The organism is Paenibacillus sp. JT22N12, assembly GCF_056269365.1.
Map to the genome: position 1 here is coordinate 21,402 of NZ_JBWDNU010000017.1, position 23,828 is coordinate 45,229.

The window sequence follows — 23,828 nt, forward strand, 5'->3', positions numbered from 1 at the left end:
CTCATTCACCTGCCTTTCTCCTCATTCCAGATACGAAGCCAATCATTCCACGTGATAAGGGGATACCGGAAAGGATTCCTGTCTATATCACTGTTGTAATAAGGCAGGTTGAGGAAGAGGTCCCTCACCTGCAGTCCCTGATGCAAAAACCGCAGCAGAACGCGCTTCACGAGATCAGCCTCGCCGTTTGAGAAGGCATCGTTAATCATGGCGGCCATCAGCCGGGACGGGGGAGAATCACCCATGATCTGGATGCTGAAGGCCGGATCCGTCCCGGAATAGGCTTCCTTCTGATCAAGGGATAGAATAGCCGAGCGGATCTCCTGCACAATCGAGTAGCTGCTCTCTGGATTCGGATAATCGTCCCAATTGTTTACATTCATATAGACCTCGGTATTATCGCCGAACAGGAGAGTGCTCATGATCTTCTCCAACCCGGAAGTTGTCAAGCTGCTGTATCGATTGGCTTGAATAAGGAACATATTGCCTTGAACAATACCGCTCGCATTAGCAAAGAAGGGAAACAGGCCGCCCATTGGAAAATATAAAACCTGCTTCAGATTGTCGAGCGGCATCCCTGACCAACTGGAATAATAGCTGCGCTTCTGATTCAACTGGCTCAGGAACAAGCGGCTGTCCTTTATGCTTCCCGGTGTTGTGATGACCGTTACTGGCTCACCCGGTATACGCACCTCTGTGAAGTCGCCGCCAAATATAAATGGAGCTTCGGCGGATTTTTGGACGAAATGCCGGACGTCCGGATTGTCATCCGGCGCTTGTGCTATCGATGCATAAATGGGTCCGGCAAATCCATGAAGCTTAATGTCAAAATTCGTACGCCAGCCAGTTATAACGTCCACACGGTCCGATATAAAGCTGCCATTTATCATTTTGAGCGTATCCCCGCCGGGAATCGGGAACCAGCCCAGATGGGCGGGCAGCAGCACATTGCGGCCTTGCACAAAAGCAAACCGCGTTTCAGTGCCCCCGTCCGCCCTCCATTCATTCAGAATGCCTCCGTAAGCAATCTCGATGACATGATCATCCCTGCCGCGCTCCAGCAGATTTTTGTCGAATGAGATCAAATCGCCATCACGCCTCCATCGGGCCGGATTGCCGTCCACCTTGAGGGATAGAACCTGAAGAAGAGGATCGAGCAGGAAGGAAATCTGTCCCTGATAATGAACAGCCACCTGCCTGGCCTGACCCGATGCAGGAATAAGCTGGCCATCCCTGGTCGGAAGTACAATTCGTGCCCTCATTTCAAGTGAGTTATCAGAGTGACGGACTATATCCAGGGCCACGCTGCTGATTTGAAACTGGTAAGGGATATGCTGATTAATGTTGGCATCAGGCTTCGCGGCAGCATGCATGATGCGCTGCTGGTCATACCGCTTGGACCAAAGCTGGCTGTACGGAACATAAGCGGCAGCAGACAGGAGCAGACAAGCCATCATGATGATGAAGGGGGTTTTGGCCTTGTATACCGGCCTTTCCCGGGCAAAGAGCGCACCGGCGGCCGTCAGCATGAACAGACTGAATACCGCCCCAAAAATTCCAATCATCATGTATTCCCGGCTTATCAGCTCAAACGTCCAGATTTCATTGTTTGCATAACTGGAGATGCCCATGAGCTGGTTGAGACTGAAGACTTTCACAGGATACCAATGAAGGCCTTCCACCAGCAGGCTTGGTACGAACAGCGCACCGAACACCCACCCGCAGAACCCGATCGGCAGCGAGAAGCGCAGAGGCATGAGCGCCCCCAGAAGAATCCCAAGCGCAGTCCCTGCTGCGAATGACATCTCGTAAAAAAGCGAGTACCAGATTATCTCACGGAGAGCCGATGCCGAGGCAAGGTCATAATGCCAGGCTGCGGCTGCATAACTGGCTTGAATCAGCAGGGTGAATACGCTCATATAAACAAAACCTGCTGTCCACTTGCTGGCAATAATGACGCGATTGGTGACCGGCAATCCAAGACTCCATTCAAAGGAGGCATGGAGCGTATCCCGCCGGATAAGCAGCACGCCAAGCAGGATCGGAACGAGTGTGACGAACATCATGATGGTGCCATGTGCTTCTGCGGCCTTGAGATTAAGATTTAAGAGCTGATTCTGCCGCGAATTAAAGCATTGGAGCAGCATCCATACACCTGCTGCTGGAGGAAGCAGCAGCGGCCAGCGCCGCTTGTACAACAGCTGCAGTTCAAGCCGGATTTGCAGAACCAGCGTCCTCATTGCCCATCCTCCGACGGCAAGCTTGATATCAGAGCCGTATAGCCTTCCTCAACGGTGGGAGCAGCAGCAGAAGCGTACGGTGAAGGGGGCGTATCGCCAATCGCCCGGCAGTATATGCCGTCCTCTGTTTTCCGGGCGGTCATCAGCCATTCCAACGACATCGTCCGCCATTCGTGCTCGGATGCTTCCCACTCCCACAGTTTGCCCTCGGCGAAACGGACGAGTCCGGCAAGCGGTCCTTCGTAATGCAGCTGGCCTTTACCCAGCACGATTACACTGCGGCAGCCCGCCGCCACATCATTGAGCACATGCGTGGAAAGCAGGACTGTGCTTCTCTGGGCGAGCTCTGCAAGTACATTGCGCAGCCGGATACGCTCCTCGGGATCAAGGCCTGCTGTCGGCTCATCTACAATAACTGCCTGCGGGCTGCCGACGAGCGCCTGGGCAATGCCGAGGCGCTTCACCATTCCGCTGGAGTAGGTCCGGGCGGCACGGTCAGCCTGCTCTTCCAAATGCACGGCATGCAGCAGCCGGTCCACCTCAGCATCCTGCTCATGCCTGGTTCCGGTATTTTTCAGCCGGGCCACATGCCTCAGCAATTCCCGTGCGGTCAGTTGCGGGTACATTTGAAAGGTTTGCGGAACATAGCCGATCAGGCGTCTGGCGGATACGCCGCTGCGGACCGACACTCCCCGGATGGTGGCGTCCCCGGTTGACGGGACGAGCAGGCCGGCCAGCAGGCGCATAAGCGTCGATTTTCCGGCCCCGTTAGGGCCGAGAAGTCCATACAGTCCTTTGGTAAACTCCATGGATAACGGTTCAAGCGCCCAGCTTTTTTTATATTTTTTCCCTAAATGGTCGGCCGTTAGCATCGAAGCTCCTCCTCCTGCCCAATCGACGAATGCATGGCGTAAAAAGTTTTGGGATTGCCAGCGGCGAAAGGTGCTGGACAAGATGAACCTTTATAGTACAAACTATTATGGAATGGTTTATCCTAAAAAGCAGGCATTTGCTCCATTATAACAGGACAAGTCAAGTTTAAGCCGGGGGAAGCCAAGCACGCCCACCGAAGAAGCTGCATATCCGTTTAACCCGGCATGGATTGAAAAGGGGGGATAATTGTGTATTGATTTTCTATGGATCCGATACATATTGCAATATAAGAAAGCCGACACTTTTTCCATGCTTTGCTTATATTTCAGCGCTTCCTGGCTTTTTTATGAAAGGGGTCACCATGTCGATAAACCGGGCGGAAAAAATAACTTTAGGCACAGCTCTTGCTGCCGTTATCAGCTTTATTCTAATACAACTTGTTCATGGTGAGCTGTATTACCAGATTCCCGACCATCTGAATTTGCTTGTCCATTCCATCATGGAGTTTATCAACTTCGCGATCAGCTTCACGATCCTGGTATTAGGGTGGCTGTTTTTCGTAAAATCATTATCGCGCCAGAGGTTGTTTACCGGAGCCCTGTTCAGTATCGTAGGCCTGTTCGATATGCTGCACGCTCTCACAATGGAAGGGATGCCTTTCTTTCATTTTGTGGGAGATACGACATTGTCCCAGATTTATGCGGCTTCGGCGCAGTTAATCGGATCGGTCGGCCTGTTTGTTATTTTCCGGCGCAATGATGCCCCTATACCGGCCCTGATCAGGCGTCCGGTCTTTTTGTTTACGCTTGGCTTCGGCTTGCTCCTGGCCGTTCTTTTTTATTCTTTCACCAAGTGGACGGATATCGGCATGTTTTCCGGTACGTCGCTGGTTGTTGTGCAGGCCATTGTCTGGACGGTTGTTTTCGCCGCTTACAGCGCCAGCATCGGGATGATTCTCTACCGCAACCACAACGAGCGGCCGCAAGCGCTTCTTACGATCATCCTGTCGCTTGTTTTCTTCCTGTTTGCCAACCTGCAGTTCTTCCTCAGCAAAAACCTGCATGACACCGATATGCTGGTAGGTCATATTTATAAGTTTGCCGGCTACTATTATCTTCTCAAGGGCATCTATTATGTCACCATTGAGGAGCCGTTCAAGGAACAGGAGCGTTCAGAGGCGCGTATCAATTATTTGGCTTATCATGACGAACTGACAGGCTTGTCGAACCGGAGACTGCTGACGGAACGGTTGAATATCGAGATTGAGCGTGCGCAGCTCAGCAAGAATCGATTGGCGGTACTGCTGCTGGACATTGACCGCTTCAAAACCATTAACGATGCGCTGGGCCATTCCTTTGGCGATCAGATGCTGCAGGCCGTGTCTGAGCGGCTGCGCGCGGCTGCAGCAATGCCGGAGCATGTGTTTCGGATGGGAGGAGATGAATTCGTCATCCTGCTGCCGGACCTGACTGAGAGCTGGGCGGCGGAGCAGCAGGCGCAAACGCTGATGGCGCTATTCAACCAGCCTTTCCTGCTGGACCAGGCTGAATATCATGTAACCATCAGTGTGGGCATTTCTTTTTATCCCCAGGATGGAAAAAGTGTGGATGTGCTGATGAAAAATGCCGACACGGCCATGTACAACGCCAAAATTCACCGCAATGAATTCTCCAGCTACATGCCGGATATGAATATGAAGGCTCATGACCGGCTGCGCCTGGAAAGCGATCTGCGCCGAGCGCTGGAGCAGGAGCAGTTCACCCTTGCCTATCAGCCGCTTGTCAATTTGGCTACGAATAAGGTCGTCGGAGTGGAGGCTTTGGTCAGATGGCTTCATCCGCAGCGCGGTCTGCTGCCGCCAGGGGAATTCATTCCGCTGACGGAAGAGAACGGCCTTATTCTGCAGCTGGGCGAGTGGGTGCTGCGCTCCGCGTGTTTGCAAAATAAAGCTTGGCAGGACGCGGGGATGCCGCCAATGATGATGTCGGTCAACCTGTCCATGCGCCAATTCCGTCAGCATCAGCTGGCCGAGCGGATCAAATCGATTCTGGAGCAGACGGGAATGGCCTCCCAATATCTGGAGCTGGAGATTACCGAGAGCATGACCAGCGACGTGGAATTCGCTACCGAGACGCTCACCAGCCTGAAGAAGCTAGGCGTGCAGATCAGCATTGACGACTTTGGAACGGGCTACAGCTCTTTGGTTTATCTGAAACGGTTTCCGATAGACAAGCTGAAAATCGACCGTTCATTCGTTAGCGATCTGACCAATGGCGGCAGCGACGCTGCAATTGTAACGACGATTACGTCCATGGCCAAGAATCTGAAGCTGAGAGTGACTGCTGAAGGGGTGGAGAACGACGAGCAGATCCGTCTTCTGCGGGAACGCCAATGCGAGGAAGCGCAGGGCTATTACTTCACCAAGCCAATTCCCGCAAGCCTGTTCGAGAATTGGTATCGTCACCGCAGTCAGACGGCTTGACTCTGAAAATCATTCACGAATTTGAAATCCTATTTCCAAACGAACAGGGCTGCCTGGTTGACCAGTGATTTCTTAGGTCATTCCAGGACAGCCCTGTTTGGTTTGTGATATCCGCTAAACTGCTGTGAACCGGAGGATGCGCGTCTGCACTTAATGCCGTACGGAAACCATACATAGGAGCCTGCCATGAGGTGGACGTTCATTGGCTGCTCATTCTGCTGATGGTTCCGGCTGGCTTAGGGCTCAAATTGGTGCCGCTGTTTGCTTTATTGATTCTATCTTTGGGCCGGTACGAAGAGAGGATATTTGAGAATTCGGTCCAGTTCGTATGCCGCGATAAAGATTCCGGTACAGGAACAATGGCTTTGGATCTAGCCGTTGAGACCGAGAATATGACTGCGAAAGAAAAGAGCAGGCATACCGATGTATAGACGCCGACGCGCTTCATCCAGTGGATCGCAGAGGTTCCATCATCCCGGTGAATCCGTCTTCTGCGGGCATTTTGCCGCCAAATCAGCAGGGCGGCTGCACCTGCAAGCGCTGCGATCAGGATCATCAGCTCATTCTGAAACTGAACGGGCAGCGGATATAAAATCATTGACGCATGGATGATGGCGCCCACCGTCAAGGTCTGGATCGGAACAACAAGCCGCGCCTGCGCCGCGCTGCGCCGTTTGGTCCGGTTGGCCGGGAGCTCCGGCTCATCCGCCTTCAGACGAATGATCTCCATCAGCTTGGGTCTGGAGTATATCGCACATGCCGTGAGCGGCATGGCTACCATCGGAACAAACAGCAGCGCTTTATCCCATACAAACCACCAGCTGTAGGTGGAGAAGAACAGGAATAAGGCGATCTGCCCGGAGGCGAGCAATGCCAGCAGGGCCAGCAGCCCCAGACTCAGCTTCGCGCTGCGCTGCATGTCGGCAATGGTATGGCGAAAAGCAATGCTGCCGGTTCCATAACCCGCCAGCAGAGCAACGAGCAGATATACGATGGCGAGTATCGCATTGATACCCAATATAGATTCAGACATCATGAATTCCCCCGTTCTATTCTCTGCTTTAATCTTACAGGGGATAGAAACAATTGTTATCGTCCCATGGACCAGACTGTTGCTGGACTTTAGTCGAGCATGCCAGTCAGACCGCGAGCTTACTCTTGAGAAGTTACATAAAAGATCTTAAACGATGAGGTTTAGCGCCGCCATGTATTCGCGTTACTGTTAGCTGGGCTGGCCGTCGAAACAACCGGTTGAGCATAGTTAATGGTCCGGTCAGCATACTCTTGATTGTCTAGCTTGTCAATGTTTGGGTCTAGGCCCTCTGGTCCAGTCAGAGTTCGGCAATCATGTTGTGATTTTATGGATGATAAGCCATATTAAAACCCCAAGCTTGTGTGAAGACGCTTGGGGTTGCTGTTTTATACCGCATCTCACTGGAAACTGACAGGCTTTCTACAGATCGCCCCAGTTGAGATTGGACGACTTGCTGTAATTGGTTACTTTCTGCTCGAAGAAGTCGGTTTTCATTCCGTTCATATTGCTGAAGCTTTCCACCCATCGCATCGGATGCTCGACAACCTCAGGGTAGAGAACTTCGAGTCCAAGCTTGCGCAGACGTTCATTCGACAGGAAACGGATATATTGATCGATGATCTCGTTGGTGATACCGGCAATCTGATTATTGGTGATATACTGGCCCCACTCGATCTCATGCTCAACGGCAGTCTTCATCATCTGCCGCAGCTCTTCGATCAGTACAGGTGTGAACAACTCCGGATTTTCTCTGCGGACTTCGCGGAAAATCCCTTGGAATAATGCCAGATGGGTCAGCTCGTCACGCTGAATATATTTGATCTCGGAAACGGTTCCGAGCATTTTTCCTTGTCGACCCAGGGCATAGAAGAAGCTGAAGCCGCTGTAGAAATAGATACCCTCGAGTATATAGTTGGCCATAATGGTCTTGATCAGGTTCTGGGAGGACGGGTTGGAAATGAAATTCTCATACAGATCGGTAATGAACCGGTTGCGTTTGAGCAGATGCTTGTCCTCGCGCCACAGATTGTAGATCTGGTCGCGCGCTTCAGCCGAACAGACGCTGTCCAGAATATAGGAATAGGATTGACTGTGGACAGCTTCCTGGAAGGTATGGACGGTCAGGCACAGATTCACCTCAGGCGCCGTTACATACTCATTGACGTTAGGCAGGTTGGCTGTTTGCAGGGAGTCCAGGAAGATCAGGAAGCTGATAATTTTATCATAGCTGTTCCGCTCGGAAAGCGTTAAATTCTTATAGTCCTTGGCATCCTGGGCAAGGGGAATCTCCTCGGGAATCCAGAAGTTGTTCATCATGGTGCGGTACATCTTGGTCGCCCAGTCGTATTTCACATTATTCAATTCAATCAGGTTTGTGGTATTGCCGCCGATCATGCGGCGCTTGCCCCAGTCACGGTCGCCATCTTCGTTAAACAGCTTCTTTTTCTGCAAATCCATTGGCTTGCTGCCTCCTTTATTACTAAGAAACCTTGCCCGGCGAAATCATACTCAAGTCACCATTATTTGCCGCATTGGACAACTCAAGGGTTGTGGGCAGGAAAGCTGCAGCGCTTTACGCGCTGCAGCTTTCGCAATCCTCTACTTCAAGGCTTTTGTTGCGGCAATAGTAGACCGTTTTGAGACCATTCTCCCAAGCGGCCATGTATAGATCAAGGAATTCCTTCGCCGTGTATTCCGGCGTGATGTACAGATTGAACGATTGAGCCTGATCGATATGGCGCTGTCTGCGGCCCGCAGCCTTGATGCTCCAGTGCTGATCGATATGGTGCGCTTCCTTGTAGAACCAGAACGTCTCCTCATTAAGGTTAGGCGCTGTTTGCGGGATGACCGCGTTCTTCTTCTCCTCGACGAAGAATTTGCTGAATATCGGATCAATACCAGCGGTTGAGCCGGCAATGAGCGATGTGGAGGCGGTTGGCGCAATGGCGAACATCCAGGCGTTGCGGACACCATGCTCGGCTATCTCTGCCCTTAGTTTCTGCCAGTCCGGGCTATCGTAACCGCGGCGGTCGAAAAATTCTCCTGTTTGCCATTCGCTGCCTTCAAATACTTTATATGCGCCTTTCTCCTTGGCGATCTCCATGGATGCCTTGATGGCGCAATAATTAATCCACTCGTAGAGCTCATCGGCTTTCTCCAGATGTTCTTCGGATTCCCACGCGATTCCATTGAGCGCCAGCCACTGATGATAGCCGCTTGTCCCAAGTCCGACAGCGCGGTACTTCTGATTGGTAATTTCCGCCTGTGGGATCGGGTAGTGGTTAATGTCGATAACATTGTCCATCATCCGCATCTGGCAGGTGACAACCTCTTCGATTTCTTCACGCGACCGGGTTCGGCCGAGATTCAGGGAGGAGAGGTTGCACACGACGTAATCTCCGCTTTTGACCCTGGTTGTGATCATGCCGTCTTCATGCGTCGATGATTCGTATTCAGTAGGACTCATGTTCTGGCAAATTTCCGTACATAGGTTGGAGCAGTAGATTACGCCTTTATGCTTGTTCGGATTGGCGCGGTTAACCGCATCGCGGAAAAAGACGAACGGAGTGCCGGTCTCAAACGAGCTGGTCAAAATACGTTTCATGATGTCAATGGCAGGCACTTCATCGCGGGAAAGATTCGGATTGCTCACACATTCCTCATAACGGCTCTCCCACTCTTCGCCCCATGAATCCTCAAGCGACCAGCCCATCATGGAACGGACCTCATGCGGATCGAACAGATAGAAATTCTCGCGGTCCTTCACCTTACGCATAAACAGATCGGGAATGCATACGCCGGGGAAAATATCATGCGCCTTCATCCGGTCGTCTCCGTTGTTTGTCTTGAGGTTGAGGAAGTCCAGAATGTCCTTGTGCCAGATATCCAGATAGACTGCTACCGCGCCGGAACGGACGCCAAGCTGGTCCACCGCGATTGCGGTATTGTTATAGTTCTTGATCCATGGCACAACTCCGCCGGCAACGCCCTTGAAGCCTCGGATATTGGAGCCGCGGCTGCGCACCTTGCCGATGTAGATCCCCATGCCGCCGCCGAATTTGGATACCTGCGCGAAGCTGGAATCGACATTGTAAATCCCCCACAGATTGTCCGGCACCGTATCGATGAAGCAGCTTGACAGCTGATGGAACGGTTTGCGGGCATTGGCAAGCGTCGGAGTGGCAACCGTCATTTGCAGACGGCTGAGCACATCGTAAAACTTGCGGGCCCAGGCGAGCTTGTCATCTTCTTTCATGGCCAGATGCATCGCGACTCCCATGAAGAGCTCCTGGGGAAGCTCAAGCACATCGCCGCTGAAGCTCTTGATCAGATAACGGTCGGCAAGCGTCTTGAGCCCGATATAATTGAACAAATAATCGCGCTCCGGCACGATGTAATTGCCCAATTCGCGGATTTCTTCGCGGGTGTAATGCTCAAGTATGTATTTGCCGTATAATCCTTTATCCGTCAGATAGGTAATCAGGGAGTAGAAATCCCCGTAGCCGAAGTAGCCATACTTGCGGTTGATTGCGGATTCTTTATAAAGATCGTACATCAGCAGCTTGGCTGCAACGTATTGCCAGTTCGGCTGTTCGATGCTTGTCTTCTCGACTGCCACCTGTGTAAGCGTACGTTGAATTTCCTTGGTGGTAATATTGTTGCGGAAATAAGGGAGCAGAGCGGTTTCGAGTTCCAGCGGATCGCAGTCACTGTATCCGACGCATGAGAAATCGATGACCTTTTTAAGCTTGGAGAAAATCAGTTCTTCTTTCTGGCCGTTCCTTTTAATAATATCCACGAGCGCAAGTCACTCCTTGTCGAAGGGCTTTGGTTACAACCCCTATATACACAATATGTTGATAATATTAAACAAAATTACACCAATATATTGTGGTTTGTCAAGGAATATGATTCGACAATAAGGGTTCCGAAACCTCTCCGAAACCGGCCTGAAAATGGATGAAAACGTACGGCTGCGCGTTTTTTTGGGCAACAAATTGAAGGATTTGGAAATGCGAAATAGTTGAACATTCTAAGCGGGCCAACATTTATCACCAAATGTTCAGATTTGCAGATTGGTGTTCGGCGGAATCGTTTAGTAAACTGGAAGTTAGATATTTTGTTGCCCAGCGAGAGGACGTGAGGTTGCCGGCCATGACAGAAACAAGACGCTCGATTACCACAATATGCAAATCCTTCTTCACCCTCCTTACTGTTTTTATGATGATAGCGGTTATGCTTCTTGGCATACCGGGGAAAGCAGAAGCCCATGCGGAGCTCGAACGAGCTTCGCCGGAAGCCAACACCCGGCTGGATGGAACCCCTGAGGATGTGGAGCTTACCTTTAATGAATCGATTGAGTCCCAGGTAGGGTCGCTTGAGGTTCTGGATTCCAGGTCCAATTCCGTAACCTCCAATGAACCTGTAACCAGCCAGGACCGCAAATCACTCAAGCTTCAGCTGCCGAAGCTTGGCGAGGGCGTATATACGGTTGCTTATCAAGTCATTTCAGCGGACGGGCATCCGATCAGCGGTTCCTATGTATTCATGATCGGTAATCCTCCGGAAGGCGTGGACGCTTCGGCTTTTGATCCGCATCAGGCTCTCGGGCACGAGGGACACAGCGCGTCCACGCAGCTGTCTACCGGACAGTTTATTCTTTACGCCGTCCGTATCGCTTATTATGCCGCCCTGCTGTTTGCTGTCGGCATGGCATTATGGTCAGTCCTGATACGCAAGCACAGTACGCTGCTCGAGGAGACCATGAAGAAATGGGAGCAGCTGGCGATGCGCGCTTTGCTCGTCTCCGCTCTGCTCTATGTGTTTATTCACTCGCGCGAGATTCTTAAGGACTACCCGTCCAGCGAATACAGCCGCTTGTTCCTGTCCACTTCTATAGGGCATCTATGGATTGGGTTGCTGGTGCTTGCTGTGATTGGATTTGCCGTATTGCGGTTCAGCCGTCCCATCAAGGTGATTTGGGCGGCGGCCATTCTCGGTGTGGAGAGCTGGAGCGGGCATGCTGTGGTTTTCAAGCCGAAGCTGCTGACTGTGCTCCTCGATTTCATCCATCTGGCTGCAGCAGCCGTGTGGGCGGGGGGGCTTGTGCTGGTGCTTGCGCTCTGGTTCAGCGACCGCAAGGAGGCGGGGCGTTTCGCGCTGACCTTCTCCCGGGCCGCGCTTCTTTCCATTTCATTGCTCGTGCTCTCCGGCGTAGGGATGACACTGCTTTTTCTGCCATCATTAAAATATTTGTTTTATACATCTTGGGGTACTCTGCTGCTCATCAAGACAGGTGTTGTGCTGCTAGTCATCGTTACGGGGGGCATTCTTCATCTGCGAACGCGCAGAGGCGAGTTGCCCACCACCACGCTGCTGCGGGTCGATGCCGGTCTGATGGCCGTCATTATCGCAGTCGCCGCACTATTTACGTATGTCAGTCCGCTTCCTGCAAATGAGCCGGTCTATTATCACAAGATGGGCGAGGATATGCATCTGACGCTGCAGATCAATCCCAACAAGCCCGGCGTTAACCAGTTAATCGTAAGAGTCTGGCTGCCGGATAAGGTGGGGGAGCCCAAGTCGGTGCTGCTGCGCCTGCGGTCAGCCGACCATGAAGAGCTGGGGCCGATCGATGTGCCTATACAGTCCTTTGTGGACAAGGAGCTGACTACCTTCGACGGCTATATCAAAACATCCTATAAGGCCGAAGGGCCCTTCATTCCTTTTGCGGGCCGCTGGATCGCCGAGGTCCGGGTCATGGACAAGGAAGATAATGAAATCGTCAGAACGTATGAGTTCCGCAATTATTAAAGCCGATCGGGCCGAAAGCTGCAATGGGGGAAAAGGCGGAGGGGAGCGGAAAATGATCAAGGAGGATATAAAGGAATCGGGTATTGCGGAAAACAGCCAAACGGATGCCGATGCCGGGAAGGCAAGCGGTCAACATGAAGCGGGCTTGCCTTACAAACGGATTAAATGGCTGATTCTCTGGATGCCGACCCTGACGATCGCGATGTGGGAATATTTCCGGCACACTCTCCTTCTTCCCTATCTGTCCATGGATTTGGGCAATTTACTGGCGCCGGTCATAGTTTTGACCGTTACGGCGACGCTCGGGCGCAAGCTGTTCCAGATGCTGGAGCAGACGAGCGAATCGCTGCAGAAGGAGAAAATGGCCAAAGCCGCATTCATGGAGCGTGAACAGTTGGCACGAGAGCTTCATGATGGCATATCCCAGTCGCTTTTCCTGCTGTCGGTCAAGCTCGATAAGCTGGAGCATGCGCAGGATAATGAGCGCATTCAGGAAACCAAGGAGCAAATCAGGCAGACGGTGAGGCATGTCTATGAGGATGTTCGCCAGTCTATAGCAGGCTTGCGGAGCCAGCCGTCTATAACGGATGTCCAGTGGATGGAGTCCGTGTCCGCGATGGCGGAGGAGCTTCGGCTTGGAGGACTTGCCGTGAAGCTTGACTGGCAGCTGACCGAAAGTGCTTTGAGCAGCAAGGAAAAGGTAGAGCTGCTCGCAATCGTGCGCGAAGCGATGCTCAATGTCCGGAAGCATGCAGCTGCGACGCTGTTGATCGTACAGGCCAAGCCGACAGATGCGGCAGGGAAGACGGGCGGCTTTCACTGCACGGTGGAGGATAACGGTATTGGAGCCTCCGAGGGCCAGCTCTACGCCAAAGGAAGATACGGCATCCGCATGATGCAGGACCGCGCAGCGGCTATGGGCTGGGCCTTCAGAGTCAGCAGCAGCTTTGCATCGGCGGATGTACAGCAGAACGGAACCCTGATCACGGTGGAGAAGGAATAGAGACGGTGAAGGAAGGAGGATACCGGATGCCGGAATCGAAAAAAATACGTGTGCTGCTGGCAGATGACCATCCGCATGGCCGGGAAGGAATCCGCGATATTGTGAGCGCAGACGATTCGTTCGAAATTATCGGAGAAGCAGTGAATGGCGAACAGGCCGTTTTGCTTGCCGCAGAGCTCGGGCCCGATCTTGTTCTGATGGATATCAATATGCCGGTCATGAATGGCATGGAGGCGACGCAGTCCATCAAAACAATCGATCCGCGGATCAAGATTGTGATGGTTACCGTCTCGGACGACATAGCCGATTTGTTCGAAGCGATCAAACGGGGCGCACAGGGCTATTTGCTCAAAAATCTCTCTCCCTCCGCCTGGATGGAATATTTGCGGGCGATCGTCATTGATGAAGTTCCTCTCTCCAAAGAGCTGGCATACAGACTGCTGCAGGAATTCAGCGGCGCTTCCGCAACGGGCGGCCAAGAGCGGCCAAGATTGCCCGAAGACGCCGAAGGCGCTGCAGGAGTCATGAAATCGAGAGCGGGAGCGGCAACAAACAACTCAGCACGAGGACGTCAGACTGATGAGCAGCAGCAGGTCATCGGGAAGCCGGACGGCAAAACGCCGCTGACTGTACGGGAAAGAGAAGTGCTCGAACGGGTTGCTTCCGGCAGCTCGAACCGCCAAATTGCCGAGGATTGCGGGATTTCTGAGAATACGGTGAAAAATCACCTCAAAAATATTTTACAGAAGCTTCATCTTGATAATCGTGTACAGCTCACGCGCTATGCTATGGAAAAAGGGCTGCTGCCGCGCAGCGGCGATGTCATGGATTAATCACATTTGTATAGCCCTATCGAGTCATGCGTCTCCCCCTCCGCCAGGATATAATAGGCAGGTATCAGGGGCAAATGCCGCTGAAATACGAAACCGTTGAACTTGCCGAAGATGGATTAGGGGGATTACGAGAAGATGAGTAAGAAGAAAACATGGTCAACAGTTATGATGACAATGCTATCGCTGTTTTTGTTCGCCGGTATCGCCAGCGCCCATGTAACGGTACAGCCTGCTGAAACAACGCAGGGTACTTATGAAGTATTTACAGTTCGCGTTCCGAGCGAAGAGGAGAATGTGACGACCAAATCGGTTCAGGTCAAGGTGCCTGAGGGCGCGGCGGTAAGCCGTGTCCAACCTAAGCCGGGCTGGAAGGTCGAGCTTGAGAAAACGGCGGAGAATGCTATTACTTCCATTACATGGACGGCAGAGGGCGAAGGTCTGGCACAGACCGAGTTCGATGAATTCCGCATCCAGGGAAGAGTGGCCGACGATGCCAAGGAGCTGGTGTGGAAAGCTTACCAGACCTACAGCGATAACACCGTAGTGGAATGGGTCGGCACTGATGGTTCCGATCACCCTGCATCTGTCACGACGGTATTGGCAGGTACGGCTGAGGGGGATGCTCACGGAGCGGCCGCGGCTGTGTCCAGTGATAATGCAGCGGTTCCGTCTGATTCCGACAGCAGCACAGATGCGGTAACCTTGTGGCTGGCGATAGCCGCGCTTGCAGTTTCGGTCATTGCGTTGATTTTCGTCCTGGCCAGACGCAGAAAAGCTTAGGCTCAGAGCCCGAAGTTGAATTTCATTGGGGAACCAGGGGAGCGCGGCCTTGCGAAGAGGCCGCGCTTTGCTTATAATTAGTTGATCAGGTAAATGGATAGCTTTCTAAACGAAGCCATAAACATGATGCGATGATGGAGAAAAGTAAGCCGCGGTTCGCGCACAGGGAGAAGACGCCATGATTGAGAGCGTCTTTGCAGATCAAACGCCGCCCAAGTTCACTCCAGAGCAGACTGCTTGAACCGCGCACCTTTTTGGTGTTGCAGTAGGGAAGTCCGGGCCCGGCCCGTTAAAGCCGGTATGAGGGATTGCCGTGCATGAATTAGATGAAGGGCAATCCGAATTAGGGTGGTAACACGGTTCTTTCGTCCCTTACGGGGAGAGAGGGCCTTTTTTTGTTTTTCTTAAAACGGATATATCGATCGACTATTGACTATTGTTGAAGGGAATGAGAGTAATGAAGGAAAGATTGGAAGCCTTGCGTACGGAGGCGCTGCAGGAGCTGGGGCATGTCGCGAATCCACAGCAGTTGAACGACCTGCGGGTTAAATATTTGGGGAAAAAGGGTGCATTAACCGAGATTTTACGGGGAATGGGCGGCCTGAGCGCTGAAGAGCGTCCCGTTATCGGACAGGTGGGCAATGATGTCCGCGCTGCGATCGAAGCTGTAATTGAGGAGAAGCAGGCTGTGTTCCAGCAGGCAGAAACAGAAAATCGCCTTCGCGCGGAGACGATTGATGTTACGCTTCCCGGCAAACGTCTTCCGGCCGGCGCGGTGCATCCCTTGAATAAGGTCGCGCAGGAAATTGAAGACGTCTTTATCGGGATGGGCTATACGATCGCGGAAGGCCCTGAGGTGGAGACGGACTTCTATAATTTTGAAGCCTTGAATCTGCCCAAGGATCACCCGGCAAGGGATATGCAGGATTCGTTCTACGTTACGGATGAAATTCTGATGCGTACCCATACTTCGCCGGTGCAGATCCGGACGATGAAGGCGATGAACGGCAAAACGCCCGTTAAAGTGATATGTCCGGGGAAGGTGTACCGCCGCGACGACGATGACGCGACGCATTCGTTCCAATTTATTCAGATTGAAGGGCTCGTGATCGGACCTAACATCCGCATGAGTGACTTAAAGGGGACGCTGCTTCAGTTCGCACAGCAGATGTTCGGCATGCAGACGCAGATCCGTCTGCGTCCCAGCTTCTTCCCGTTCACGGAGCCAAGCGCCGAGGTCGATGTGACCTGCGCCCAATGCGGCGGCCGCGGCTGCCGGATGTGCAAGCACACCGGTTGGCTGGAAATACTCGGCTGCGGAATGGTTCATCCGCGCGTTCTGGAAATGGGCGGCTACGATCCGGATGAAGTGAGCGGCTTTGCATTCGGAATGGGCGTAGAGCGTATTGCATTGCTGAAATATGAAATCGATGATATTCGTCATTTCTACACGAACGATCTGCGCTTCTTAAGCCAGTTTGTGCGAATGTAACGGGGGGGTCAAACAGATGAACGTATCTTATAAATGGTTAAGTGAATATATCGATCTGTCGGGCTTTGACGGGGAACAGCTGGCAGAGCTCATGACGCGCGGGGGCATCGAAATCGATGTTGTCGAGAAACGCAACAAAGGGATCACCGGCGTGGTGGTCGGTCATGTGCTGACCCGCGAGAAGCACCCGGATGCGGATAAGCTGAGCGTGTGCACGGTGGATGTCGGTCAAGGGGAACCGCTGCAGATTGTATGCGGCGCGAAGAATGTTGCAGCCGGGCAGCTTGTTCCCGTGGCTGTGGTTGGAGCGAAGCTTCCAGGCGACTTTGCCATCAAACGGGCCAAGCTGCGCGGCGTGGAATCGCAGGGCATGATCTGTTCGGCGAAGGAGCTTGGCCTGAATGAGAAGCTGCTCCCCAAGGATCAGCAGGAAGGGATCATGGTGCTGCCGGAAGGAACGGCAGTCGGCAAATCCATACTGGATGTGCTTGCCATTGAAGATGAAGTGCTGGAGCTTGACCTGACGCCTAACCGTTCCGATTGTCTGAGCATGCTGGGCGTGGCTTATGAGGTCGGAGCGCTGACAGGGAGACCGGTTCAGCTGCCGGACACGAAGGTCAGCGATGCGGCGGAGGAAGCTTCCTCCTATATCACGGTGAACATTGAGGCGGAGGAGCACTGTACGCATTATGCCGCCCGGTACATCAAGGGCGTGAAGATCGGTCCGTCGCCGCAGTGGATGCAAAATCGTTTGATAGCGGCCGGTGTCCGGCCAATCAATAATGTGGTCGATATAACCAATTTCGTGCTGCTGGAGTATGGACAGCCGCTGCATGCTTTCGATGCCGACAAGGTGGAAAGCGGCAGCATTGTCGTACGCCTTGCCCGCGAAGGGGAAACCATTGTCACGCTTGATGACCAGGAGCGCAAACTGGAGCCGCATATGCTGCTCATCACAGACGGGGAGCGGCCTCTTGCCCTTGCCGGCGTCATGGGAGGCGCATCCTCGGAGGTAACCGCCAGCACAGTCAATATTTTGCTGGAATCTGCCCGCTTCAACGGCGCAACCATCCGCAAAACCTCGCGTCAGGTAGGGCTTCGCTCGGAATCCAGCATCCGTTTCGAGAAGGGCGTGGATCCTGCGCGTGTTATTCCCGCGCTCGACCGCGCTGCTTCGCTCATGGCGAAATATGCGCAAGGACTTGTGCTTGAAGGGATTGTCGAAGAGCTAGCCGATTCGCCGGAGGAAGTGGTTGTCACGATGACGCTGGATAAGATCAACCGTTATCTGGGCACAGAACTTTCGAAGCTGGAGACCGAGATTATTTTCGGTCGCCTGCAGTTTCCGTTTGAGTTCGGGCCCAATGGCGTGTTCACGGTAAATGTGCCGTCCAGACGGGGAGATATTACCCGCGACGTGGATATTATTGAAGAAGTCGCGCGTCTGCACGGCTATGACGAAATCCCGACTACCGCGATCGAAGGCCCATCCACTCCCGGCGCGCTGACCAAGCCGCAGGCAATCCGCCGTGAGCTGCGCAGGCGTCTGACCGATGCCGGATTGAATGAGGTTATGACCTATTCCTTCACGCATCCGGACCGGACGCGGCTGTTCCCTGCCCTCTCGGACAAGGGCGCTCAGCCGGTCAGATTGTCCTTGCCCATGAGTGAAGACCGGAGCGTGCTGCGGACCGCCCTGCTTCCGCAAATGCTGGAGGTGGCGGCCTATAACCGCAACCGCAAGAACGACAATCTGGCGATCTTCGAAATCGGCAGCGTCTTCCATACCGATGAAGAGCTGCTGACACGCCTCCCGCATGAGAAGCACCGCTTGGCCGTTCTTCTTACCGGCAGCCGGAATGAGGCAGGCTGGAATCGGAAGCCGGCAGCCGTGGATTTCTACGATGTGAAGGGTGTAATGGAAACCGTCACTCATATACTTGGCATTGGCGGACTGATCCATTATGAGTCTGCACAGCCTGAGCATATGCACCCCGGTCGCACGGCAGCAGTCGTGCTGACAACCGAGCGCGGACCCGAGACGATCGGGTACATCGGCCAGCTTCATCCAACGCTGCAGCATGAACATGATCTGGCAGATGTTTATGTGCTGGAGGTTGAGCTTGGTCCGCTGTACGATGAGGCAGCATTCAAAATTGCGTACAAGGTTCTCCCGCGCTTCCCTTCGATCGAGCGGGATATCGCCGTAGTGATCGACCGCGCGCTACCGGCCGGCAAGCTGCTTGAAGCTGCGCGCGATACCGCGGGCGAGCTGCTGGAGTCCGTGAATGTGTTCGATGTGTACACAGGCGAGAGGCTAGGAGCAGATAAGAAGAGCGTTGCCATCTCGCTGATTTACCGCCACGGCGAGCGAACGCTCACGGATGAAGAAGTAACGGATCTCCATCAGCGCGTTGTCACAAAATTAGAAGATTCTTTTGGGGCAGAATTGCGTAAATAGGCAGGAGATAAGCGAAGCCGCATCGAATTAGTTCATTGCGAACCGATATCGATGCGGCTTCGTCTGTTATTCGTTTGTTAAGCTTTGGTTAAGAAGAACGGCCAGCGGATGGATCGTGTCCGGGCAAACAGCGGGTTTTGGACGAAAGGCATCGTGTGCAGCTTGTAAGGCAATAGATCGAATTGGTTTAGCTTACGCTTTCGAAGATCAGATGCTTCGAGAACTTTTTAGGAGGACATGCCCTCATGGACGCTGCCGAACGCGCACGTGTAACAGTTGACATATATGGAAATCAATTTAAATTTACCGGTCACACCAACCCTGAATATATCAAGCGGATAGCCGCTCTGGTTGATGAGAATATGCATAAATTGGCGAAAGGGTATCCAAGGCTGGATTTGCCCAAAATTGCCGTTCTTGTTGCTGTGCATATGGCGGAAGACGTTTTCCGGCTCAGCCGCGAGAACGAGCGCATGCAGGAAATCGAGGCGCGGCGGGACGCGGCGGTTGCCGAGCTTGAGGAAAACAAGCTGCTGCTTGATTCCGTAAGGGAGAAAGCGGCTGCAGAGCTCGCTGAAGCCGAGGCGGAGCTTGCCATGGCCCAGGAAATCGCCCACGAGGAATTGGAGCGGATAAGCTCTGTTCTGCAGGGCCGGCTGGAGCATGCCGCTCAGCAGGCCGATAAGGAGCTTGCCGCGCAGCGCGACGCCCACCTGGAAGAGTTGAAGACGGAGAGGGAGATCGCCCGTCTGGAAGCGGAGCAGCTGCTCGCCGCGCATGACAGTGAGCTGACGAACATGCGGGAATCCGCACAGGCGGAGCTTGAACGCCTGCAAGAGACCCATGCAATGGAAGCGGATCAGCAGCGCGAGGCTGCGAATATCGAGCTTAATCATGTGAAGGATTCGCTCAGCTCGGAGCTTGCGCTGGAGCGGGAGGCGCATGCGCAAGCGGCGGCTTTGGCAGCTGCAGAACTGGAACAGGAGCGGACAGAGCTTGCACGTCAGCTGGAGAAAGCGCAGTCCGATGCCCGGGATGAGCTTGCGCTTGTCCATGCCATTCATGGCGAGGAGCTTGAGCGTGAGCGCGAAGCCGCGCGCAAGGAAGCACAACGGGCGGCTGCTGAATGGGGCGTGACGCTGGCGCGGCTGCACGCCGATCAGGCAGCGGCAGCGGAAGCGGCCCAAGCGGAGCTTGAGCTTACCCAGGCTGTACATGACGAGCAGCTGGCGCAGCTGCGGGAGGAGCAGATAGCCGCAGGTGAAACAGCGCAGCTGGAATTTGCGCGGCTGCGCTCCGAGCTGCAGGCAGAGCTCGCGGAAGCCAAGGCAGCGGCTGAAGCCGAACTGGAGCGGGTGCGGCTTGCCTCGCGAGAACGCATTGAACGTTTGCGGGCGGATGCCGACCGCGCAGCAGCTGCGGCAGCCCTGGCTGCTGAGGAGCAGCTAAGGCAGGTCCGTGAAGAGGCCGCTGCCGAATTGGAGCAGGAGCGCGCGGCTTCAGCCGCGGCATTAAGCGAGGAACGCGAAATTGGGCAAGCGATGCTGGAAGAGGCGGAGCGGACAGCCGCCGCAGCCGCAGCGGCGGCCGCTGCTGGTCAGGCGAAGCTTGCGGAGGCGGAGCAGGCGTTTACGGTTATGAAAGCGGAGCTGGAGGAGCAGCTGGCCGAGACGAAGGAATCGTCCCGGTTGGAAGTTGAGCGTGAGCGGGCAGCCGCGGAGACGGAGCTGCGGGAAGAGCGCGAGCTCGCGCAGGCGATGGTTGCGGAAGCGGAGCAAGCTGCTGCGGCGGCGAAAGCGGAGCTGGAGAAGCAGCTTGAGCAAGTGCGGGAAGCGGCTCATCTGGAGCTTGAGCGTGAGCGGTCAGCAGCCCAGGAAACCATTCGAGAAGAGCGCGAGTTCGCGCAGGCGATGGTGATGGAAGCAGAGCAGGCAGCGTCTGCGGTGAAACAAGAGCTTGCGGAAGCGGAGCAGGCTGCTGCGGCGGCTAAAGCAGAGCTGGAGGAACAGCTTGAGCAAGTGCGGGAAGCGGCTCGTCTGGAGCTTGAGCATGGGCGGTCAGCTGCCGAGGAAACCATTCGAGAAGAGCGCGAGTTGGCGCAAGCGATGGTTGCGGAAGCGGAGCAGGCAGAGTCTGCGGCGAGGCAAGAGCTTGCGGAAGCGGAGCGGGCTGCGGCGGCAGTGAGGGCGGAGCTGGAGATGCAGTTGGCACAAGTGCGGGAAGCGGCTCGTCTGGAGCTTGAGCATGAGCGGTCAGCTGCCGAGGAATCCATTCGGGAAGAGCGCGAGCTGGCGCAGGCGATGATTGAAGAAGCAGAGCTGGCTGCGTCTGCGGTGAAACAGGAGCTAGCGGAAGCGGCTCAGGCCGCGGCGATGGTGAAGACGGAGCTGGAGAAGCAGTTGGCCGAAGCTAGAGAATCGTCGCGCTTGGAGCTTGAGCGTGAGCATGCAGCTGCAGAGGAAACCATTCGGGAAGAGCGCGAGTTGGCGCAAGCGATGATTGAGGAAGCGGAGCAGGCAGTGTCTGCGGTGAAGCAGGAGCTTACGGAAGCAGAGCAGGCAGCAGCGGCAGTGAAAGCGGAGATGGAAAAACAGCTGGCTCAAGTGCGGGAAGCGGCTCGTCTGGAGCTTGAGCGTGAGCGGTCGGCTGCCGAGGAAACCATCCGGGAAGAGCGCGAGTTGGCGCAAGCGATGATTGAGGAGGCGGAGCAGGCTGCGTCCGCGGCGAAGCAGGAGCTTGAGGAAGCGGAGCAGGCTGCGGCAGCAGTGAAGGCGGAGCTGGAGAAGCAGTTGGCCGAGGCGAGAGGGTCGTCGCGTCTGGAGCTTGAGCGTGAGCGTGCGGCGGCCGAGTCCGCGCTGCGGGATGAACGCGAGTTGGCGCAGGCGATGCTGGAGGAAGCAGAGCAGGCAGCTGCGGCAGTAAGAGCAGAGCTGGAGGAGCAGCTGGTTCGAGTCCGGGAAACAGCCCAGTTCAAGCTAGAACAAGAGCGGGCAGAGTCAGAGGAGACACTACGAGCGGCAAACGAGTCGGCGCTGGCCAAGCTGGAAGAAGCGGAGCGAGCCGCTGCGGCCGCTCGTGCAGACCTCCTTGAGGAGCGTGAAACCTCTCAGGCAATGCTGGAGCAAGCGATTCGCGAAGGTGAAGAGCAAGCTGAAATTATCAGAGAGGAGCTTGTGTCCGAGCGTGAGAAGCTTGAACACAGGCTTACAGAGGAACTGGACCGTCTGGCGCTGGAGTGGCAGCAGGAACGTGAGCAGCTTACCGGCAAACTGGCGCAGGTACGTCGCGACTATAATGAAGCGCAAGCTGCATTATCCGAGCAGCAGCAGGAAGTGGAACGCCTTGCAATGGAGGCTGCTGAACGCGAGGAATCGCAGCGTACGACTGTAGATATTCTCGAGCGGGATCTGCTGGAGCACGAGATCGGCTATGAAGAGCTGCAGCGTCAATTCGCCGAACTGCAGCAGCAGGATATCCGCCGCTCTCAAGCCCTGCAGCAGCAGGAGATGCAGCTCGCGGAGCTGCGTGACCAGCTGACCATAGCGCAGCATACAGCAGATGAAGCGGATAACCGGCTAGCCCAGCTGACAGAGCAGCAGGAGCTTCTGAAGGAAGAGCTTGAGAAACATAGCGTTCAGGAACAGGATCTTCGCCAGAAACTGCAGACGGCAGAGGAACGTGCTGCCGAGATGATGAATGAAGCCAGAATGCAGATGGCAGAGGCCGAGCGCATCGCCGAGGAAACAGCAGCGGAGGCAAAGGCAAGAGAACGCATCGCTGTCTCTGAGCTTGAGCGTGCGAAGCAGGAAGCTGCCGCGCATGCCGAAGCGGAAGCCGGTTTGTACGAGCAGCTGCTCCAAAGTGAAGAGGAGACCAGCGAAGCCAGGCTCCGGATGCAGCAGCTGCTGGACAGAATCACAGAGCTGGAGGCGCTGGCGTCGGAGACAAGCATGTCCGGTATCGATCTGCAAACCGAGCATGAGCGTCTGCAGATAGAACATGGGAAACTGAAGACAGAGTACTCCAAGCTGCAGACGGAATACAATGAATGGATTGAACTGATCGAGGAAAGCTAAAGCAAAAATGCCGAAGGGACGATTACGTCCTTCCGGCATTTTTCGGCTGAAACGGGTCTAACTATCGACAAAAAAAGCTCCACGCTCTATGGTGTCAACAAGAGCATGGAGCGATTTTTCAGTTCCAGGTTAATTCCGTTCATCTATTCGACTTTGATTTTGGCAACCATTTTGGTGTGGCCATTACCGCATGGAATGTTGCAGTGAAGCTCATACTCGCCTGCATCCGCAATCGTTACATCCTGCGATTTGCCATTGGTCAGCTTAACATTCAGAGCTGGTATTTCTATGCCGTGAACCCCGTCTGCATCCAGGGTGATGGTAGTGGCTTCACCTTTTTTAATGGTGTAGACCTCTTTATCAAATTCCCAGTTGCTTGCCTTGATCACGACTTCATTCGCGGCGGCTGCGCTTGTCTCTGTTGTGGCGCCGTTCTCAGGTGCGTTGTTATTGGCACTGTTGTTTGAACCGCAAGCGGCCATGATCAGCACAAGAACGGTAACTGCGGACACCAGCAATAATTTTTTCATCTAAGTAAACTCCCTCCATTTATTCTATAGGCCAAGCATGCATATTCCATTATAACTGGAATAGTTGGAAATTGCAGTGTCAAACATATGAATGGCTGATGAACAAATGATGAACATTTCAAATAAAATCACTGTAACCGTTAGTTATCGCGGTTAGCAGTAATCCATTTCTATCCAGACAGCAAAACCGGGTATAACGACGATCCGTCAT

General features: G+C 54.1%; 14 protein-coding genes. 8 read left to right on the forward strand and 6 right to left on the reverse strand.

The window, feature by feature from the left end; genetic code table 11:
* Window positions 1–5: 5 nt before the first annotated feature.
* Together AC0YOA_RS34000 and AC0YOA_RS34005 are read right to left on the reverse strand one after the other, a co-directional pair.
* On the reverse strand, window positions 6–2,240 hold the full coding sequence (locus tag AC0YOA_RS34000) for a hypothetical protein (protein ID WP_475790353.1): 2,235 nt from the start codon (window positions 2,238–2,240) through the stop codon (window positions 6–8).
* On the reverse strand, window positions 2,237–3,112 hold the full coding sequence (locus AC0YOA_RS34005) for an ATP-binding cassette domain-containing protein (protein WP_475790354.1): 876 nt from the start codon (window positions 3,110–3,112) through the stop codon (window positions 2,237–2,239). The genes AC0YOA_RS34000 and AC0YOA_RS34005 overlap by 4 nt, the downstream gene beginning before the upstream one ends.
* Before the next feature lie 362 nt (window positions 3,113–3,474).
* Here AC0YOA_RS34005 and AC0YOA_RS34010 point away from each other — a divergent pair, with 362 nt between their 5' ends.
* The gene (locus tag AC0YOA_RS34010; protein WP_475790355.1) at window positions 3,475–5,595 is read left to right on the forward strand and encodes a putative bifunctional diguanylate cyclase/phosphodiesterase; all 2,121 of its coding nucleotides are present in this window, start codon (window positions 3,475–3,477) and stop codon (window positions 5,593–5,595) included.
* 199 nt (window positions 5,596–5,794) lie between these two features.
* On the opposite strand, the gene AC0YOA_RS34015 is transcribed toward AC0YOA_RS34010, so the two are convergent.
* From AC0YOA_RS34015 to AC0YOA_RS34025, 3 genes are all read right to left on the reverse strand, one after another.
* Window positions 5,795–6,631, reverse strand: coding sequence for a hypothetical protein (locus AC0YOA_RS34015; protein WP_210045570.1), 837 nt, complete (start codon window positions 6,629–6,631; stop codon window positions 5,795–5,797).
* 417 nt (window positions 6,632–7,048) lie between these two features.
* Window positions 7,049–8,086: a ribonucleotide-diphosphate reductase subunit beta gene (locus AC0YOA_RS34020; RefSeq protein ID WP_210045571.1), complete on the reverse strand. Its 1,038-nt coding sequence runs from the start codon at window positions 8,084–8,086 to the stop codon at window positions 7,049–7,051.
* Window positions 8,087–8,201: 115 nt separating this feature from the next.
* On the reverse strand, window positions 8,202–10,427 hold the full coding sequence (locus tag AC0YOA_RS34025; protein WP_475790356.1) for a ribonucleoside-diphosphate reductase subunit alpha: 2,226 nt from the start codon (window positions 10,425–10,427) through the stop codon (window positions 8,202–8,204).
* A gap of 356 nt (window positions 10,428–10,783) precedes the next feature.
* On the opposite strand from AC0YOA_RS34025, the gene AC0YOA_RS34030 reads away from it, so the two are divergent.
* The 7 genes from AC0YOA_RS34030 to AC0YOA_RS34060 all read left to right on the forward strand — a co-directional run bounded on the left by AC0YOA_RS34030 (window position 10,784) and on the right by AC0YOA_RS34060 (window position 23,087).
* Window positions 10,784–12,442 carry a copper resistance CopC/CopD family protein gene (locus tag AC0YOA_RS34030; RefSeq protein WP_475790357.1) on the forward strand — a complete coding sequence of 553 codons (1,659 nt, stop codon included), beginning with the start codon at window positions 10,784–10,786 and terminating at the stop codon, window positions 12,440–12,442.
* Between the two features lie 52 nt (window positions 12,443–12,494).
* A complete protein-coding gene (locus AC0YOA_RS34035) occupies window positions 12,495–13,445 on the forward strand; it encodes a sensor histidine kinase (RefSeq protein WP_475790358.1) in 951 nt (316 codons plus the stop codon).
* A gap of 26 nt (window positions 13,446–13,471) precedes the next feature.
* A complete protein-coding gene (locus AC0YOA_RS34040) occupies window positions 13,472–14,278 on the forward strand; it encodes a response regulator (protein WP_475790359.1) in 807 nt (268 codons plus the stop codon).
* A 135-nt stretch (window positions 14,279–14,413) separates the two neighbouring features.
* A complete protein-coding gene (locus AC0YOA_RS34045; protein WP_475790360.1) occupies window positions 14,414–15,058 on the forward strand; it encodes a YcnI family copper-binding membrane protein in 645 nt (214 codons plus the stop codon).
* Between the two features lie 457 nt (window positions 15,059–15,515).
* Window positions 15,516–16,550, forward strand: a complete 1,035-nt coding sequence (pheS, locus tag AC0YOA_RS34050) for a phenylalanine--tRNA ligase subunit alpha (RefSeq protein ID WP_210045576.1) — start codon at window positions 15,516–15,518, stop codon at window positions 16,548–16,550.
* A 16-nt stretch (window positions 16,551–16,566) separates the two neighbouring features.
* Window positions 16,567–19,011, forward strand: a complete 2,445-nt coding sequence (gene pheT, locus AC0YOA_RS34055; protein ID WP_475790361.1) for a phenylalanine--tRNA ligase subunit beta — start codon at window positions 16,567–16,569, stop codon at window positions 19,009–19,011.
* Between the two features lie 245 nt (window positions 19,012–19,256).
* Window positions 19,257–23,087: a hypothetical protein gene (locus AC0YOA_RS34060; RefSeq protein WP_475790362.1), complete on the forward strand. Its 3,831-nt coding sequence runs from the start codon at window positions 19,257–19,259 to the stop codon at window positions 23,085–23,087.
* A 143-nt stretch (window positions 23,088–23,230) separates the two neighbouring features.
* On the opposite strand, the gene AC0YOA_RS34065 is transcribed toward AC0YOA_RS34060, so the two are convergent.
* On the reverse strand, window positions 23,231–23,617 hold the full coding sequence (locus tag AC0YOA_RS34065; protein ID WP_475790363.1) for a cupredoxin domain-containing protein: 387 nt from the start codon (window positions 23,615–23,617) through the stop codon (window positions 23,231–23,233).
* Window positions 23,618–23,828 lie beyond the last annotated feature (211 nt).